This is a genomic window from Bradyrhizobium tunisiense (genome assembly GCF_042263385.1).
GTDB lineage: Bacteria > Pseudomonadota > Alphaproteobacteria > Rhizobiales > Xanthobacteraceae > Bradyrhizobium > Bradyrhizobium tunisiense.
On the sequence record NZ_JBHLEV010000001.1, the window covers coordinates 646,549 to 663,893 of the forward strand.

At 63.0% G+C, this 17,345-nt stretch carries 17 protein-coding genes and 1 tRNA gene; 3 read left to right on the forward strand and 15 right to left on the reverse strand.

The window, feature by feature from the left end; all coding sequences use genetic code 11:
• Positions 1–4 precede the first annotated feature (4 nt).
• Complete coding sequence (locus ACFDR6_RS03015) at positions 5–1,696, forward strand: recombinase family protein (RefSeq protein WP_375857331.1); 1,692 nt, start codon at positions 5–7, stop codon at positions 1,694–1,696.
• Between the two features lie 212 nt (positions 1,697–1,908).
• Here ACFDR6_RS03015 and ACFDR6_RS03020 read toward each other — a convergent pair whose 3' ends face one another.
• The 3 genes from ACFDR6_RS03020 to ACFDR6_RS03030 all read right to left on the reverse strand — a co-directional run bounded on the left by ACFDR6_RS03020 (position 1,909) and on the right by ACFDR6_RS03030 (position 5,339).
• The gene (locus ACFDR6_RS03020; RefSeq protein ID WP_375857332.1) at positions 1,909–4,065 is read right to left on the reverse strand and encodes an exonuclease domain-containing protein; all 2,157 of its coding nucleotides are present in this window, start codon (positions 4,063–4,065) and stop codon (positions 1,909–1,911) included.
• Positions 4,066–4,137: 72 nt separating this feature from the next.
• Entirely contained in the window at positions 4,138–4,887 is a 750-nt protein-coding gene (locus ACFDR6_RS03025; RefSeq protein WP_375857333.1) for an SOS response-associated peptidase, read from the reverse strand.
• 2 nt (positions 4,888–4,889) lie between these two features.
• Positions 4,890–5,339, reverse strand: coding sequence for a hypothetical protein (locus ACFDR6_RS03030; RefSeq protein ID WP_375857334.1), 450 nt, complete (start codon positions 5,337–5,339; stop codon positions 4,890–4,892).
• A 181-nt stretch (positions 5,340–5,520) separates the two neighbouring features.
• Here ACFDR6_RS03030 and ACFDR6_RS03035 point away from each other — a divergent pair, with 181 nt between their 5' ends.
• Complete coding sequence (locus ACFDR6_RS03035; RefSeq protein ID WP_375857335.1) at positions 5,521–5,958, forward strand: hypothetical protein; 438 nt, start codon at positions 5,521–5,523, stop codon at positions 5,956–5,958.
• A gap of 49 nt (positions 5,959–6,007) precedes the next feature.
• On the opposite strand, the gene ACFDR6_RS03040 is transcribed toward ACFDR6_RS03035, so the two are convergent.
• The 11 genes from ACFDR6_RS03040 to ACFDR6_RS03090 all read right to left on the reverse strand — a co-directional run bounded on the left by ACFDR6_RS03040 (position 6,008) and on the right by ACFDR6_RS03090 (position 15,595).
• On the reverse strand, positions 6,008–7,585 hold the full coding sequence (locus tag ACFDR6_RS03040; protein ID WP_375857336.1) for a hypothetical protein: 1,578 nt from the start codon (positions 7,583–7,585) through the stop codon (positions 6,008–6,010).
• Between the two features lie 411 nt (positions 7,586–7,996).
• Entirely contained in the window at positions 7,997–9,568 is a 1,572-nt protein-coding gene (locus tag ACFDR6_RS03045) for a DUF6538 domain-containing protein (RefSeq protein WP_375857337.1), read from the reverse strand.
• 85 nt (positions 9,569–9,653) lie between these two features.
• Positions 9,654–9,729: transfer RNA gene (locus ACFDR6_RS03050), tRNA-Phe, on the reverse strand.
• A 186-nt stretch (positions 9,730–9,915) separates the two neighbouring features.
• Entirely contained in the window at positions 9,916–10,098 is a 183-nt protein-coding gene (gene yacG, locus ACFDR6_RS03055; RefSeq protein ID WP_375857338.1) for a DNA gyrase inhibitor YacG, read from the reverse strand.
• A gap of 144 nt (positions 10,099–10,242) precedes the next feature.
• The gene (locus ACFDR6_RS03060) at positions 10,243–10,875 is read right to left on the reverse strand and encodes a Maf-like protein (protein WP_375857339.1); all 633 of its coding nucleotides are present in this window, start codon (positions 10,873–10,875) and stop codon (positions 10,243–10,245) included.
• Between the two features lie 154 nt (positions 10,876–11,029).
• Positions 11,030–11,497, reverse strand: a complete 468-nt coding sequence (locus tag ACFDR6_RS03065; RefSeq protein ID WP_212087425.1) for an arsenate-mycothiol transferase ArsC — start codon at positions 11,495–11,497, stop codon at positions 11,030–11,032.
• 5 nt (positions 11,498–11,502) lie between these two features.
• On the reverse strand, positions 11,503–12,000 hold the full coding sequence (locus tag ACFDR6_RS03070) for a UPF0262 family protein (RefSeq protein WP_212087423.1): 498 nt from the start codon (positions 11,998–12,000) through the stop codon (positions 11,503–11,505).
• Positions 11,997–13,292 carry a histidinol dehydrogenase gene (gene hisD, locus ACFDR6_RS03075; protein WP_375857340.1) on the reverse strand — a complete coding sequence of 432 codons (1,296 nt, stop codon included), beginning with the start codon at positions 13,290–13,292 and terminating at the stop codon, positions 11,997–11,999. The genes ACFDR6_RS03070 and hisD overlap by 4 nt, the downstream gene beginning before the upstream one ends.
• 146 nt (positions 13,293–13,438) lie before the next feature.
• Positions 13,439–13,888: a DUF2948 family protein gene (locus ACFDR6_RS03080; protein ID WP_212087418.1), complete on the reverse strand. Its 450-nt coding sequence runs from the start codon at positions 13,886–13,888 to the stop codon at positions 13,439–13,441.
• Between the two features lie 82 nt (positions 13,889–13,970).
• The gene (locus ACFDR6_RS03085; protein ID WP_212087415.1) at positions 13,971–14,630 is read right to left on the reverse strand and encodes a Rossmann-fold NAD(P)-binding domain-containing protein; all 660 of its coding nucleotides are present in this window, start codon (positions 14,628–14,630) and stop codon (positions 13,971–13,973) included.
• A 26-nt stretch (positions 14,631–14,656) separates the two neighbouring features.
• Entirely contained in the window at positions 14,657–15,595 is a 939-nt protein-coding gene (locus tag ACFDR6_RS03090) for an SDR family oxidoreductase (protein WP_375857341.1), read from the reverse strand.
• A gap of 88 nt (positions 15,596–15,683) precedes the next feature.
• Here ACFDR6_RS03090 and ACFDR6_RS03095 point away from each other — a divergent pair, with 88 nt between their 5' ends.
• Positions 15,684–16,313, forward strand: a complete 630-nt coding sequence (locus tag ACFDR6_RS03095; RefSeq protein ID WP_212087409.1) for a TetR/AcrR family transcriptional regulator — start codon at positions 15,684–15,686, stop codon at positions 16,311–16,313.
• A gap of 170 nt (positions 16,314–16,483) precedes the next feature.
• Here ACFDR6_RS03095 and ACFDR6_RS03100 read toward each other — a convergent pair whose 3' ends face one another.
• Positions 16,484–17,308: an alpha/beta fold hydrolase gene (locus ACFDR6_RS03100; protein ID WP_375857342.1), complete on the reverse strand. Its 825-nt coding sequence runs from the start codon at positions 17,306–17,308 to the stop codon at positions 16,484–16,486.
• Positions 17,309–17,345: the final 37 nt, after the last annotated feature.

The window sequence follows — 17,345 nt, forward strand, 5'->3', positions numbered from 1 at the left end:
GTGCATGGGCAACTGGCTCGTCGTTCCCAAGGGGACAAGCCTGGCGAGGCGGACCCGAGAGCGCCGCGCCGCTCAATACGTCCGGATGTCGAGGGAGCTGCAGCGCTACTCGATCAAGAACCAGATGGCAGCAATCGCCACCTATGCCGAGGCGAACGCTCTTACAATCGTCCGCACCTATTCGGACGAGGGCCGCAGCGGCCTCCGGATCAAGGGACGGCCCGGTCTGATCGAACTGATCGAGGACGTACAGTCGGGGCAGGCTGATTTCGACCACATCCTCGTTTACGACGTCAGTCGTTGGGGCCGCTTCCAGGACGTCGATGAGAGCGCGTACTACGAATTCCTCTGCAAGCGGAGCGGCGTCCAAGTCGAATACTGCGCCGAACTCTTCAAGAACGACGGCACATTCGTCTCGGGAATCGCCAAGAGCCTCAAGCGCGGTATGGCCGCAGAGTGGAGCCGGGAACTCTCGGTCAAGGTGCATGCGGGACACTGCCGGGTCGCGAGCCTCGGATACCGCGTCGGCGCTCCCGTTGGCTACGGCCTCCGACGCTTGATGGTCGACGAGTGCGAGCATCCGAAGGGCTTCCTCGAAAAGGGCCAGTTCAAGGCTTTGCAATCGGACCGCGTTCGACTGCAGCCCGGCTCCGCCGAGGAGGCGGTCGTGGTCCGGATCATTTTCGATCAGTTCGTCAACGGCCGGAAATCGTACAGCGACATCCGGCGTCAACTGAACGATGCCGGCATCGCCAATCACAACGGTCGGCCGTGGACCGACGGCATGATCCCGACCATCCTCGCGAACGAGAACTACATCGGCAAGACCGTCTACAATCGCACCTCGCGACGCTTGGGACAGAAGCTGGTCAAGAATCCGGATCATGCCTGGGTCCGGGGCGCTGCGCAGATCGAGCCGATCGTGGACCCCGGCATCTTCGCACGCGCACAGAAACTGCTGGCCGAACGGCGCGTGGAGATTCCCGAAAATGAGATGTTGTTGCGCCTGCGCCTCACGCTGCGCCGGCGGGGAAAGCTCAACTCGCGCATCATCAATACGACGCTCGGCCTCAATCACGTCTCCTCGTACGTGAAGCACTTCGGTTCGCTGCGGAAGGCCTATGCGTTGATTGGCTACGTGTCGCCGCGCGACTGCGACTGGATCGACACCCGGGAGTTTTGGTCTGCCGAACAGGCGAGGCACGCAACCGAGCTCGCGGAGGTGTTGCGAAACGACCTTGGTCTTCGGCCGGAGCTCGCTCCGGACGGGATCGGCGTCGATGTCGAAGGCAGGCGGGTAGTTTCGTTTCTCGTCGCGCGACGGCTGGCACGACGGGGAGAGGATCACGCTGCGCAATGGAAGGCCTATCGAAGGCAGATTTCATCGGGCCTGCTTGCCGTGATGCGGTTGGATGCGGCAAACCGCGAGATCGAGGATTACGTTCTACTGCCTGCCTCGTTGAGGTCGGGACGCTACGTCTGGCTCGCATCAGGCTCCCTTCGACGCCGTCGCGGGACGCTTTACCGGGAAAGGGGGGCACTCTTCGCGGCCATCAAAGCAGCGCTGGCAAAAACCATCCATGCCGCCCCAACCAGCTCAGCACCGCCGAAAAAGCGATCGAGATCAGGCCAGCCCAAAGCCAAGGGCTTCGGCGGGCGGCGCTCACGGTGCGGAGGTACAAAATCGCACCGATGAAAGTGCCGTAATTCCTTCGGAAGTCACCGTTCAGTTTCGCGATCTTGGACAATTCCGAGGAGGTGTCCACGTCATTCGCCATTGGGCTGGCTCCTTCGTCTCGCTAGGACCAGCGCCTTATGAACCACTGTTTTGCCCGACGGAGCAAGACAAAATTTCGCCTTATCGGAATTTTCTGGGGTCGTCTCCAAGTCGGCCCATTGCTGGAACCGCTAGGCGGCCTCGCCGATATATCTCTCTTCACTCCGCTTCTGGTTGATGAGATTCAACAACTGGGCGGAGGCTCGCGCGTCGCATAGGGCGCGGTGGTGATTGTCGAGTGATATGCCGTAGATCTCGCAGAGCTTCCCTAGTCCGTAGGACTTGTGTCCCGGATAGCGCCGCCGCATCCCGGCACATGTGCAGAGCTTCGGAAATCTGAAGCGACGCCCGATCCGCTCGAATTCGTAAGAGAGGAAACCGTAGTCGAAGCTGACGTTATGGGCGACGAAGATGCCGTCGGCCATGAACTGCATGAAGGAATCCGCGACTTCGGCGAACAAAGGCGCGTCGCGAACCATCTCATTCGTGATGCCGGTCAGCTGGACGATCTTGGCTGGAATGGAACGCTGCGGGTTGAGGAGAGAGTGCCACTCGTCCACGACCTGGTGGTTGCGGACCTTCACCGCGCCGATCTCGGTGATGCAGTCGCCGTTCGACCATGAGCCGGTGGTCTCGATGTCGACCACCACGTAATCCTGCTCGGGGTCGAAGCGGTAGTCGACCCGACCGATCTCGGCCACAATGCCGGCGTCGCCGAGTTGGCGGAGGCGGGTCAGTTGGTTGCGGCGGATCACGTCCCCTTCGGCCTTGACCTCCATGAAGGACGCCTTGCCGTCCTGGACCAACATGAGGTCGGGGAAGCCGTCGCGCATGCCCCGGAAGTCGTCGCACATGCTGCCGAGGACGCTGGCGACGCCAGCCGGATCGGACCCTTCCAGCAGCGCGCGCAGCGCCTCCACTTGCACGTGATCCCAGCTGAAGATCCCGTTCGGGCGGCCCCATCTCGCTGCGACGGTGCGGAGGATCAGCGGGAGGGCGGATCCGGACGCGATGGCTGCCAGCTTCTCGTCGATCGTCGCGGCGAAGAGCCGGCGGAAGCTGCGATCCTTCAGGCAGTGAGGTAGCCAATCGAACCCGCTGGGCATCCGGGTGCTCTCGAAGAGCTCGTCCCAGAAGAGCAGGCCGAACAGGCTGTGCCACAGCACATTCTCGGTGAAGAAAACCTGGGTGCCCTCGCGCCGCAGCACGCCGGCGACGCCCGCCTCGGGATTGCCGCGATGAGTGTCGTCTACGGTGATCGTGCGGCCGGACCGCAAAAGTTCGGTGTGGAGACCCGTGCGCCGTCCGCCGAACTTGCGGGCATAGAAGTCGGTAGCGAAAAGGTGTTCTTCGTCGCTGGCGGGATCATCGATCATGCGCTGCAGCAGCGCTTCGGCCTCTGTCTTGTCGCCGTCATTGTAGAGCAGTCGGACCAGTCGCTCGTTGCAGTCCGGCGAAGACCCCGCCCGGTAAAGCGTAAGGGCGAGATCCCTTTCGCCTGCTTTCTCGAAGAAAAGCCCAGTTTGATGCGCGGCTCGGCTGCGGAGATCGGCGGCGAACTGGGTCATGCAGGCGGGTCCGCCGAGCACGTCGACGGCCGCCCGTCTGTGGGCAGGCTCCGATCCGTCCTCCAGACTGTCCAGAACCTTGCTGTAATGGAACGAGGCGAGCGCCTCCTCGGCATCGGTGAAGCGCGCGCTGAACGAGGTCTCTTGGTTGGTGCGGAGGATCCCCAGGTCACGCAGCGCGAAGTTCTTCAGGCTCACCTCGGTCTTACCGAAGTAGAGGTAGAGCAGGAACTCGATCGGTCGCATCCCGTCGAGCGCGATGAAGTTCCGGGCCCCGCAGTGCTGCGCTGCGACCGAAAAGGGGATGCTCTGTAGATAATAGTCGACGAACTTCGGCTTCGACCAGGATTTGCGGACGTCTCCTCGCCCGGCCGCCTGCGCTCCGGTGACGAGGACGTCCTTCGGCAGGGACGAGACGAAGGCCGCATAGTCCGCCTCGCCGAGCGCTCGGGCCTGACCGACCGCGGTCAGATCGGCCGCCGCCCGCTCGACGTCATCGATCTCTGGGTAGTTGAACAGAGATCGGTTGAATATGGCACCGCGCCGGTTGATCATGCGGACCAACAGGCATCGCGCATCTCTCGGAAGGCCCTCGAAGCGCGCTACGAAGGCGTGATGCTCCGGACCAAGCACGGAGGCGTACGTCCGCTGCACGAACCCCAGCATTTCGGCGAAGTGGTCGAGATAATAGTAGACGGGCAGTTGGGGCAGTTTGGCCAAGCGGACCTTCGGGGCAGAATCGTTCGTTCTATTTTTGTTCGAGGGTGGTTCTCTAAGTCAAGCGCCTCGGGACTACAGGGAACCTGAGGCACGGACTTCGGCGGTCGCCGGCGCGGGGTCTTCCTTCGTGCCGCGGGCGACGATGCGCAGTGTCCCGTCCGGAAGCGGCCGCTGGAGCTGGAGCGCTTCCTCCGCCGGCGCGGTCATCCAGGTCTCGACCTCGACGGGCGTCGTCAGGATCACCGGCATCGCCTTCGGGTGGATGGCACCGACCTCGCCGTTCGGCTCCGTTGTAAGGAACGCGTACAGGTCGTTGGTCGTCTCGCCTTCCTTGACCTTCCTGACCGACGTCCAGTTGGTCCAGATGCCGGCGAAGCAGAGCAGCGGGCGGGTCTCGTCGAGCGCGAACCAGATGTCGCCGCCCTCGGCCTTGTTGAACTCGCTGAACGAATTGAACGGCACCACGCAGCGGTTCTCGACACCGAGCCAGCGCGTCCAGTGCTTGCTCTTGACGTTGCGGATGTTGGTGGTTCCGGAATCCGGCTCCATCCGGAGCAGCTCCTTGAAATCGACGGTCTTGCCCTTGGCCTGCAGCTTCTCGGCGCGCTTCTTGGTCGCGTCCATCAGCGCCTTCGATGACGACGGCATGCCCCAGCGTGCGATAGCGAGCTCCCGGCCCTCGGCGCCGTTCCGGACGATCGGTGCCTTGTAGTCCGGAAACACGCCGGGCATCGGCGCGAGGTTACCGACGTAGCGGTTGACGACGCGAAACAGCGCGGTGATGGCGGCCTGGTTGGTTGTGATGGAATAGAGGTTGCACATCGTCAGGTCTCCGGAGCGGCCTGGCGAGGGCGCTGCGCCAGTTGTAGCAGCGTCGCAGGCGGCCTGCGATTGGCCGCGGCGCACTTGCTGCAGCGGAGCCGGCTCGCGAGGTCGTGGACGAACGTGGTCGACGGATGGCGCAGCGCCGCCAAATCGACGTCCCGCCGGGTCCGGCAGCGGGAGCACTCGATCTCGAGCCAAGGATACCCGCCGTTGATGGCCTGGTCGATCGTCGGGGACGGATCGACGGGGCCTCCGTCTGCCCACCAGCGTTCGTTGACAGCCTCACACAGGAGCTTGTCGGCTTGGCGGATCAGGGCCTCGCCTTTGGCGCGGGCCTCGGCGGCTTGGGCGGCGAGGATCGTCGTCATCGCGCGGGCCCTCCCCAACTCCTTGCTGAGCGCCTTTCGGTCGCCTCCGGAGAGCGGAGTCGGATGGTGCTTGGGCGCCATGGCCGGTCCAGTGGTTACGGCGCGTCGTACGACGGCCAGCAGCCGTCTTCCTCGTGCCGCCCGGTACGCTGCGTGCAAGTGTTGTCGAGCAGGCGCTGGCCGACGTCCCGCCAGACAGCGTCCCGACCGTAGAGCCGGATGGCATCGACCACGCGCCACGGTCGCGTTAACTGACGGCGGTGTGTTCGAGAATCTGGGAGTTTCGGTTCTCGAGCCCGGAAGATCGCAAGACATCACCGTTGCTTACCCGACCACCCACATCATCAGCTTGAACGCCGGCGCAGGACAGATGGAAAGCGAAGGCACCCACTTCTGGTGGATCGGTCGCGTGGCGCGATCCTTCTCTGCAGTCCATCGCAAGGTGCAGGACGCCACTTACCAGCGATTGCATCAATACGTGGAATGCGGCGAACTGGAAGCATTTGGCATGGTCTATCTCGGCCAGCAGGACAATCGGCTTCCGTGCTGTCCTCCAGACCTAGTGCGGCGAGAGGAAGTGAACAATTATCCCACCGATTTCGCACCCATCTCCCACGACAACCTTGAGTTGCTCACCAAGAGAGGAGAGCAGCTCACTCGGATCATAGTCGACCGGTATCTCTCGGAGCTCGGCGATTGAACCTCATGTTCCAAGCCAAACGGTTCATTGTCGGAGCAGATGATGCCCGCTACCACTTCAACACGGCATCGGCGTGCGGGATGCCTCTGGATTCGCCGCTTACTTCCGCAAGGGACTTCCTCTCGGTCACAGGGACCAAACGCCCCTTGATGGCGGTCCTGACCTTCAGAGGCGGCCTTTTGAATGCCACGTAGTCGTCGCGGTCTACCGTGAGAAACGGCATCGCTGCAGGAGCATACGAAATCAAGCTCTTGTTGAAGTTCCTTTCGGCGCCGTGATGCGGCAGCATCATATGGCCGGCGAGGCTTGCGACCGGTTCGAATGATCCCTTCCATTGGTCGAACGTGTCTCGATTATTCAGCGGTGCATCTCCCGTGAGCAACCAGCCTGGCGCACTCGTCGTTGCCACGTAGCCCGTAGAGCGGCTTTTCTTCCTGTATACGACCCGGTTGGATGCTGAAGTTCTTGGTCCCGCGTAGAGGGACATCGAAGTCCCGTTCGAATTCGTGCCGCAGTAGAGCTTCTTGACGTCATTCAGACCGACCCGAGTCCTCAGCTTTTCGATAAGCGCTTGATTGAAGCCGGGCGCATCGGGATCGAGCTTGAGTATTCGGCGGCACTCGTCGGCGATCTTCGCGCGGTTAAGCCGCCATTCGTGGGCATGGGGGAGAAAGATCCAGTCCAGCGCTTGGCCGTACGACGTCATTTCGAAGAACGACCCCGGATCTGCGACGATCACGTGGATCTTTCCTTTTTCAGGAGGATCCAAACTGATGGATTTTCCATCCGGGTTGAAAAATGCAAGGCCCAACCGATCACCGTCAGGCGGATGCGGCGTGGGCAAGGTCGGCACCCGGCCCGGGCCCTCCGACGACGAAGGCGGCGGACCGTCAGGCCGAACCAACACCAACGTCTCCACCCCCTTGTCACCAAAGTATCCGGCCGGATCGGCGACGGCACGGATGAGATCAGCGCTATGCCTGCCGGCCTCAGCAGCCCTGCCGATCGTGGCGACGACGTCGCGCGGCGAGAGGTAGGGCGCGACGACCATTTTTACTGAAGTTGGGGAGCCGGCAAATCCTTCAAATAACTCCTCCAGCCCGTTCACGTGATCGGCGTCAAAATGGGACAGGAACAGAATATTGACGTCGGGTGAACATAGATCCGACCGTGATCTGGTTAGAAAGGCCTGAATGCGGTTCGACAAGGCGCTTTTCTTGCGCCAGGCGCCGCAGTCATAGATCCACCGAAACTGCGGCTTCCAGAAACCCAACGCGCCGGTATGAAAGCCGCCGTGTCCGACCGCTTCCTGGCGCACGCAAGCGAACGGGATCAAGTATTTGGTCTCATCTCTGGCTTGACGTCTGATCTCGTCGGACAACTCTTTTCGTGCCAATGAACTGCTCACCTCCTCGTCAAAGATCGAGTCGGCCGAACGGGGAGCTAACCACTTCAGACGTTTGTAGTTTGCAGATAAGGCGTCCATGAACGCGCCGTTCTGGATGGTTCGCGTCACCTTGTTCTCGATCATACGGCGCGGATTCGGTTTGCTGCTCCCCGACCTCGATTGCAGGAGATCGAGGATTTTTCCGAGGTTGTATCGGATCAAGTCGATCTCGTTCTCCATTCGCAGCCTCCCTAGGTGTCTCATCTCTTCTTTGCAATTTCAGATTAAGGCCACAGGAGACCCGGCGCCACCGCCGATAGGCCTAGAGCGATGGCCGCATCCCGATGGGTCGGGCTTGGACCAGACGACAGTTTTTGGGAGGATTCGGCTTTCGCGAGCCGCGCAATGGTGGCAGATTGCGACAAGTTGAACGATCCGCGGTTCTCCACCGCGGTTCTCCCCCACCGAATCCGGGGGCTCTTGGCGCCCCTTGTTTTATAGGGGTTTTCGCACGTCGCGGGCAGATGGCGGAGAGGGAGGGATTCTCACCCCTGTTTCAGCTTCACGCACGAGCGTTAATCGAATCGCGCTAACTTGACTTCCTGTCACGAGCCACTCGTTAACACTGATGAGCAAACTCTCAAAAGCTTATCAGTTCTCGCTCGGGGCGGTGTTGGCAAGGTCAAGGACCGGGATCTTAGAAATTTCCCTAAAGAGCGCCGCCACGGGAAATTCCCCGTACGAGTCAGCTACTGATTTCGACCCGTGGCCTGTAATCGCGTTCAGAATGTCTTGCGCGAGCCCATGCCTTCGTCCAAGCGTCTTAATGCGATGCCGCCAGGAGTGACTCGGCGATAGCCTTGGGTCTTTCAACCCAAGTTGACGCACAAAACGTCCGATCATCTTGGTGCCGTTCCCGCCACGCTTGCCGAATTTGTCTGGAGAAAGCTCGGCAAACAGAGCGCCGGATTTGACCTGAGCAACGTAGTCGAGAAATCCACTTTCAATCAGCGCAGGGTGGACAGGCACAATTCGTTCCGACCCAGACGTCTTGAGCGAACCGGCTTCCGGCGCAAACTTCATGCACCAGATATCCTCAACCTTCAGGATGTCCTCGCGGCGCAACTGGCAAATCTCGGATAGTCGAGCTCCAGTGTAAGCACCAATCCACGGCACCCACCTTTTGACTGGATCATTCTCCGAGCGCGCTGCTCGAAGGATGGTTTTGGCCTCCTCATCGGTGAAGCTTCGTTTACGCTCTCCTTGTTTCGCTTTGACGTCGAGCGAAACGCCTTCGGCGGCATTTGAGCTGATGAGCTTATTCTGAACACCCCATTGCAGGATGGCCCGAACAGGCGAGAGCTTCGAACCTTGGATGGTTTTCGCCCGTAATCCGGCATCCACCATCGCTCGCTTCCAATCGACGATGTTCTCAGCAGTCAGGCGATGGGCATCGGTATGTCCAAGATACTTCTCGAGCTGCCGGATGACACGCGACCATTCGTAAACAGTCTTCGCAACTGGCCGTCGCTCGGCTTTCCAACCATCGAGAAGATCCTGGAAGGAGACTGCGCGTTGCGACCCGCGCAAGGTTGCCGATCCAGGCAATACAGAGAAGTTCGGAAAAGGAAATTCCGGAAGGGTTTCTCCTTTGGCCAGCTTGGCGAGCACGAGGCTTGCTCGCTGTATGGCGGCCCCAATTGCGCGCGCCATGGTCTGTCGATTTTGCCAATCGTCGGATAGCCCGCGAGCGCTAAGATAGCCATCTGCGGCCTCCAGACAGGCCTGCTCCATTCTTGCGATCTTGTACAAGTCTGGCTCGGGAGCCGAGAAATCTAACGACTGCGCAAGAGCGGCGTCATTCTCTTCCCTGGTCGGCGAATGGCCAAAGAGCCGATCGCCAACTCCGATATCCCAACTGGTCTGTTGACTCGGATTGTCCCTGTATTGCTCCAACCAGCGATTATACGAGATGACAGCCAGTTGATGAGCTTCACGCTCAGTCAGAAATTTTGGCCCAGCGCGCAGATTGGCCCATCGAGCCTCGAGCTCGGCGAGCGCCTTGGCATGGCGCACCTTTGCTTCGGAAGGATCGCGGGTTTGAAGGCTGACTTTCTCTTCGCGCTTACCGACAAGCTGGCGGAGATCATCCGGTACAGCTTTTCGGAGCTGATATATCCCGGTTTTCGGGTGCTTCCATGGACGTGACATCGCAAGCGGCATTGTACCACCGTTCTGTACCAAACGCGTAGCGCTAAGCCGTTGAATTTGCTGAATTGCTTTGGATATCAGGCTCTTACAGGAGCCGTGGTGCCCAGGGGCGGAATCGAACCACCGACACTGCGATTTTCAGTCGCATGCTCTACCAACTGAGCTACCTGGGCGTGCTCCAAGAGAGGGGCCAAAGCCCATCGAGCGGGCGGTTTATAGTGGGCTCGGGGCGGCCTGTCCACCCGGCTTCGCCAAGTGGCTTCGCCGGGCGCGGCCCGGCTGTGCACAAGCTGGGACTGGCCTGCCGCGGCTGGCGCGCGGCGCGCTGGTCAGCCAAGCAATCCATTGATATTATTTGTTTATTCTACGTCATCCACTTCGTCGTCGCGGCCGGGGATGACGTAGGAGCCTTTCAGCCAGCGGTTCAAATCGACGTCGCGGCAGCGCGAGGAGCAGAATGGGCGGGCGGCCTCCGACTGCGGCTTGCCGCAGATCGGGCAGGTTTTGAGTGGGCTGGCGGGCTTTTTGATCTGATGGTCCATGATGTCGGCAGCTTGCGTGGGCTGAAGGGGCTCAAGAGCCTGTCGGCCAACGGGATCCTCGGGCGGCGACGCATGCGCCACGCTCGGCCATTCTACTTTGCATGGGGTTGTTTTCGCGATTTTTGTTGGCCGCGGCCTGTCGGCTCACACCGCGGTGGTGGCGTTGAGCCAGCCGAAGCGGATAGGAAAGCCTTCGCCGCCGAGCAGCGTGGTGGCCTCGTAGAGCGGCAGGCCGACCACGTTGGTGTAGGACCCCACCATCTTGACCACGAAGGAGCCGGCGATGCCCTGCACGGCGTAGCCGCCGGCTTTGCCCCGCCATTCGCCGGAGCCGATATAGGCCTGGATGTCGTCTTCCGAGAGGCGCTTGAAGCGGACGCGGGTCTCGACCAGGCGCTGGCGGAAGGCCTCGCGCGGCGTGACGAGGCAGATCGCGGTGTAGACGCGGTGGTTGCGGCCCGACAGCAGGCGCAGGCACTGCGCGGCTTCGTCGACCAGATTGGCCTTGGGCAGGATGCGGCGGCCGACCGCCACCACGGTGTCGGCGGCGAGGATGAAGGCGCCGCGCACCTCGTCATCGAGCTGCACCGACTTCAGCGCCGCATCGGCCTTGGCCCGGGCGAGCCGATTGGCGCAGGCGCGCGGCAGCTCGCCCCGCCTCGGCGTCTCGTCGACATCGGCCGGCCGGAGCGCGTCCGGCTCGATGCCGGCCTGGTTGAGCAGCGACAGCCGACGCGGCGAACCGGAGGCAAGTACGAATTTGGGGCGGCCAAGCATCAGGTGATTTGGGGATGAAGCAGGGGTGAATTGCGCGCGGAACCTATCGGAAGGGGGCCGGTTTCACAACCCGGGAACTCCCGGTTTGCTGATTCGAGGTTTCCGACATGGCTGTGCCCTGCGTCTGTGACGCGGATGTTACGGACGCCGCCTGCTACCCGCTCGCCGCGCCTACCTTCGCGAAGCGCCGGCGGATGCGCATCAATAGCTGATCGCAAACGTCACGGTACGCGGCAAGCTTCTGGTCGCGGCTGCCTTCGATGGTGGTGGGATCCTGCGTCGGCCAGTATTCGACGTCGGCCGCGAGTGTTCGCGTCAGCTCGAGCGCCTTGTGGTGCGCCTCCGGCGAGAGCGTGATGATGAGGTCGAAATTCAACCCCTCCCAGTCCTCCAGCTCCTCGAAGGTCTGCGGTTTGTGGGCGGAGATGTCCTGGCCGAGCTCGGCCATCACGGACACCGCGAACGGATCGAGCTCGCCTTTTCGCGTGCCCGCAGACTTCACATAGAGCCCTTGCGGAAACATGTGCTGCAACAGGCTCTCGGCCATCGGCGAGCGCACGCTGTTCATCGCGCAGGCGAACAGCACCGATTGCGGATCGCGTGCGCGTGGCGGCGCCGCCATCGCGCTTAGCCCTTCCAGTGCAGGACGGTTATGAGCGTGAACAGCCGGCGCGAGGTCTCGAAGTCGACCCGCACCTTGCCCTTCAGCCGCTCCTGCAACGTGCGCGATCCCTCGTCATGGATGCCGCGACGGCCCATGTCGATGGCCTCGATCTTGTCGGGGGTCGCGGTGCGGATCGCCTGGTAGTAGCTGTCGCAGATCATGAAATAGTCCTTCACGATCCGCCGGAACGGCGTCAGCGACAGCAGATGCGCGACGACGGGCGTTCCGTCCTCGCGCCGGATGTCGAACATCAGCCGGCTGCCGGTGATGCCGATATGCAGCGTGAACGGGCCCTTCCCCTCGGCGCCCGCGGGCGCGAACAGGTTCTGCTCGATCAGGTCGTAGATCGCGATCGCGCGCTCGTGCTCGATATCGGGCCCGGAACGGCCGATCGAATCTTCGTCGAGCGTGACGCCGACGATGCGGTTCTGCGAGTCGTCCTGTTCGGGCGGCTTTGTCATGACAGATTGAGGCGCAATCCAATCGAACGCGAATGGGCGTCCAGCCCCTCCGCTTGTCCGAGCGTCATCGCGGCCGGACCCAGCGCGCGGAGCTGGTCCGGGCCGCATTTCAGGATGGAGGTGCGCTTCATGAAGTCGTGCACCGAAAGCCCCGAGGAGAATCGCGCCGAGCGCGCCGTCGGCAGCACGTGGTTGGAGCCGCCGACGTAATCGCCGATTGCCTCCGGCGTGTGGGGCCCGAGGAACACCGCGCCGGCGTTGCGAATCTTGGCTGCGAGCGCGTCGGGATCACCAGTCATGATCTCGAGATGCTCGGCGGCGATGGCGTCCGCGAGCGGGATGGCCTCGCCCAAATTCTTCACGATGATGACGGCGCCGAAATCGGCCCAGGAGCTGCTTGCAATCGCGGCGCGCGGCAGCGTCTTCAACTGCGCCTCCACCGCTTTCTCGACGTCGGCGGCAAGCCGTGCCGAGTCGGTGATCAGGATCGACTGCGCGCTGGCATCGTGCTCGGCCTGCGCCAGCAGATCGGCGGCGATCCAGTCGGCATTGCCGGTGTCGTCGGCGATCACCAACACCTCGGATGGGCCGGCGATCATGTCGATGCCGACCTTGCCGAACACCAGCCGCTTCGCGGCGGCGACATAGGCGTTGCCGGGACCGACGATCTTGGCCACGGGCGCGATGGTCGCGGTGCCGTGCGCCAGCGCCGCCACCGCCTGCGCGCCGCCGACGCGGTAGATCTCGCTGACGCCGCCGAGATGCGCGGCCGCCAGCACCAGCGGATTGAGCTTGCCGTCGGGCGAGGGCACCACCATCACGAGACGCGCGACGCCGGCGACCTTGGCGGGCACCGCGTTCATCAGCACCGAGGACGGATAGGCCGCGGTGCCGCCGGGCACGTAGAGGCCGGCGGATTCGATCGCGGTGTAGCGCCAGCCGAGCTCGACGCCGAGCGAGTCGGTGAAGCGCTCGTCCACCGGCAACTGGCGGCGATGATAGGTCTCGATGCGGTCGCGCGCCAGCTTGAGCGCGTCCAGCGTCGCGGCATCGCAGGCCTTGGTCGCGGCTTCGATCTCGGCGGCGGTGACGCGAAGGTTGGAAGCATCCAGCCTCAGCCGGTCGAACTTTGCCGTGGCCTCGAGCAGGGCCGCATCGCCCCGCCTGGCGACGTCGTCGACGATCGCGCGCGCGGCGGCCTCGACGTCGGCCGAAACCTCGCGCTTGGCGGCGAGGAAGGCCGCGAATCGCTGGTCAAAATCGGCGCTGCTGCGGTCGAGGCGAACGGGCATGTCTGGCTTGGCTTCTGGCTGGTCTTTGGGGCGGATTGGCGCACCAGGTCCCCTGCTCAATGGCGCGGCGGGGAAGCGGCGTCAACCCTCGCAAGGCGCCGTTCTGGCGCGGGGGGCGAGGCGATGCGGCTGGTATACGGTCAACTTCACAGCTCCCCCTCGGTCTCCAACCCCGTTCCCAGCGCGTCCGCCCCAAGGTCAGTCAGCTCGCATTCCAGGCATTCGACGTCGAGCCGGATGGCGCCACCTTCCGCGAACAACAGCAGGGCACTGCCGGCGGGCTCCTCGTCGCGCCCGTCCCTCGGGTGAAATTCGATGCCGACGAGGTCCAGGACCTTGTCGGAAGCAGCCAAGTCGATGTTGCGCGACTTGCAGGCGAGCACGCGGTCGAAGCGGAGCGCGGCGACCAGGCGACGCGGCTCGGCCTCGCCCTCCAGCGTCTGCTCCCAGTCCAGCCGGCTCATCCCGACCACGAGCCGCTTCTCGCTTTGTCGCCAGATGATGTCGGACGCCTGGACACGCGCGTCCTGGACATGGGTCGAGATCACGGCGAGATCGTCGGCATCGAGTGCGATCAGTTTGAGCTGGGGCGGCATCGCCGACGCTTCTCCTTCGGAGTGGACCGGGCTCAACGCGCACAGGCCCCGAAATTTCCGTCCAAACTAACGGGTCGGCGGGTCAGAGGCTATTGATATCCTCCATCTCCAGCACCTTCCGCGGATACCCCTCGCGGGCGACGTGGATCATGGCGCGGCCGATCTGCTCGGTCGAGGTGACGAGCCGCGGAGAGAGCCGGCGCAGCACCGACCAGAGGGGCCAGGTTGCGGTATAGACCGCCTGCACCCAAGGCGTCTTGGAACGGGCGCCGTGCAAGGGCTGGATCGCGCCGGGCCGGAACATATAGGCGGCTCTGAACGGCAGCTTGAGCAGATCGTTCTCGGTCTTGCCTTTGATCCGCGCCCACATCCGCGAACCCTGCTCCGTGGAATCGGTGCCGGCCCCGGTGACGTAGGTGAAAATCATCTGCGGGTTGAGCCGTGCCAGCGTCGTCGCTGCGGCGAGCGTGAGGTCATGGGTGAGATGCCGGTAGCGCTCCTCGTTCATGCCGATCGAGGAGACGCCGAGGCAGAAAAAGCAGGCATCGTAGCCGGTCAGCTGCGTTTCGATCGCCGAATAGTCCATAAAATCGTCGTGGATGATCTCGACGAGCTTGACGTTGCGCACGCCGGTCGAGCTGCGGCCCACCACGAGCACACGATCGATGCCGGGATCGATCAGGCATTCGCGCAAAACGCCCTGCCCGACCATGCCGGTCGCGCCGAAGATGATGACTTGCATCGAGCCGTCCCCAATAGGCGCGCGGCTCATGCGGCGGCCGCGATGTCGTCGAAGGATACACCGGTCAATGTCGCCGAGGCATCCCACAGCATGGCCGCCGCAGCGAAATCCTTCGCGTGAGGCATGATCTTCGCCGCCGCGGGCGCCCCCTTCATTTCCAAAAATCCGTTCGGACCGTAGTACCCGCCGGGCTCAGCTGTGGACGAAGTCGCGGCGAACAGCGTTGGCAGCGCGCCCTCGGCGGCGGATTGGCTGAACAGCGGCTGGAGGAGCCGGCCCACCCGCCACTGGAACGTGTTGGCGCCCGGGCCGTTTGCGATCAGATCGGTCCGCGCGAAGCCTGGATGCGCCGCAATGCTCCTCACACCCCAGCCGGCCGCGTCGCTGCGGCGCTGAAATTCGAGCGAGAACATCAGCATCGCCAGCTTCGACTGGCAATAGGCGCGCCACGCGCGATAGGAGTTCTTGGCTTGCAGATCGTCGAAATTGATCGCGCCGGAGCGGTGCGCAAGGCTGGAGAGATTGACGACACGAGGCGCTTCCGCGCGGCGAAGCTGCGGCAACAGGTGCGCCGTGAGGGCATAGTGACCGAAATAGTTGGTGCCGAGCTGCATCTCGAAACCATCCTCGGTCTGCTGTCGTTTCGGCAGCGCCATCACGCCGGCATTGTTGACGAGGACGTCGAGTTGCTCGTTGCCGGCAGCAAAGCGCCTGGCGAAATCGGCGACCGAGGCGAGGCTGGCGAGATCGAGATGTTCAAAGGCGATCAGCGCATTGGGAAACCGCTCGCAAATGCCTTCGATCGCCCGCAGGCCCTTTGCGTCGCTGCGCCCAGTGAGTATGACAATGGCACCGGCGCCCGCCAGCGCCATCGCCGTCTCGTAACCGAGGCCGCCCGTCGCTCCGGTCACGACCACCGTCTTGCCGCTGAGAGAGGGGATGTCTGCCGTGGTCCAGTCGGTCATGCCATGTCTCCCGGAGCTTTCACGGTGGAAAAGGGCCCGCGGCTCATCTAAATGTGCACTGAGTGCAACTTTGCAAGAGGTGAACAATTTGAAGGCTTCGAAGGTTGCCCGGAAATTGCCTGCGGGCGGAAAAACTCCTGATGGCACCGGCCTGCGCCAGCGCAAGCAGCAGGAGACCCGCGCGCGGCTGACCCGGGCGGCGATGACGCTGTTCCTGGAGCGCGGCTTCGAAGCCACGACGATCGACGACATCGCAGCAGCGGCGGAGGTGTCGCGCCGCAGCTTCTTCCATTATTTCGCGTCCAAGGAGGACGTGGTCGCCGCCTGGCAGGAAGGCGCAGCAAGCGCATTGGTCGCCGAGATCGTTGCCCGGCCTGCGGATGAACCCATGCTGACGGCCGCGGAGAATGCAATCGCCGCCGCGATCAAGCGGATCGATCCGGCGGAAGCCGCGGCGATGTCGCGGCTCAAGCGCGACAATCCGGCGCTTCAGGCCCGCGACCAGCTCAAATACGAGAAGCTCGAACGCGCGCTGGCCGACGGGCTCGCCCGGCGGGCCAGAACCAAATCGGACCAGTTGAAGGCGCGGCTCGTCGCCATGATCGCCACCGGCGCGATGCGCGTCGGCGGCGAGAGCTGGATCGGCGACGGCGCGCGGGAGAAGCCGGAGATTTTCGTCAAGCGCACCTTCGATGCGATCAGGGCGATCTTGAAGTGAGGCGCGCGTTTACCCATCAGTATCGTAGGGTGGCAAAGCGACTTGTCCGCCGTAGCTCGCAGAGCGCAGGCGGAAGCGTGCCCACGTTCTGAGTGTGATCGGAGAATGATCGTGGGCACGGCGCAAGTGCGCCTTTGCCCACCCTGCGATTCGAGACTCGCGGCGAGCCCTCACTCCCTGAAAAACGCCAACAGGTCCGCGTTGATGGTCTCGGCGTGCGTGGTCGGCATGCCGTGCGGGAAACCCTTGTAGGTCTTCAGCGTGCCCTTCTTGAGCAGCTTGGCCGACAGCGGGGCGGAATCGGCGTAAGGCACGATCTGGTCGTCGTCGCCGTGCATGACCAGCACGGGCACGTTGATCTTCTTGAGGTCTTCGGTGAAGTCGGTCTGCGAGAAGGCGACAATGCCGTCGTAATGCGCCTTGGCGCCGCCCATCATGCCCTGGCGCCACCAGTTCTGGATCACCGCTTCCGACGGTTTTGCGCCGGGGCGGTTGTAGCCATAGAACGGGCCGGCGGGGAGGTCGCGATAGAATTGCGTACGGCTGGCGGCGAGCTGCTTCTGGAGATCATCGAACACGCTCTTCGGCAGGCCGCCGGGATTGGCGGGGGTCTGCACCATCAACGGCGGCACCGCCGAGAGGATCGCGGCCTTCGCGACCCGGCTCTCGCCGTGGCGCGCGATGTAATGCACGACCTCGCCGCCGCCGGTGGAATGTCCGACATGAATGGCGTTCTCGAGGTTGAGATGCGCTGTGAGGGAAGCGAGGTCGTCGGCATAGTGATCCATGTCGTGCCCGCCGGCGACCTGCGACGAACGGCCATGGCCGCGGCGGTCATGGGCGATGACGCGGTAGCCGTTGTTGACGAAGAAGATCATCTGCGCGTCCCAGTCGTCGGACGACAGCGGCCACCCGTGGCTGAACACGATCGGCTGGCCGCTTCCCCAGTCCTTGTAGAAGATCTCGACGCCGTCCTTTGTGGTGATGGTGGGCATTGTGGGGGCTCCTGTAATGAGAGAGTCATTCTGGACC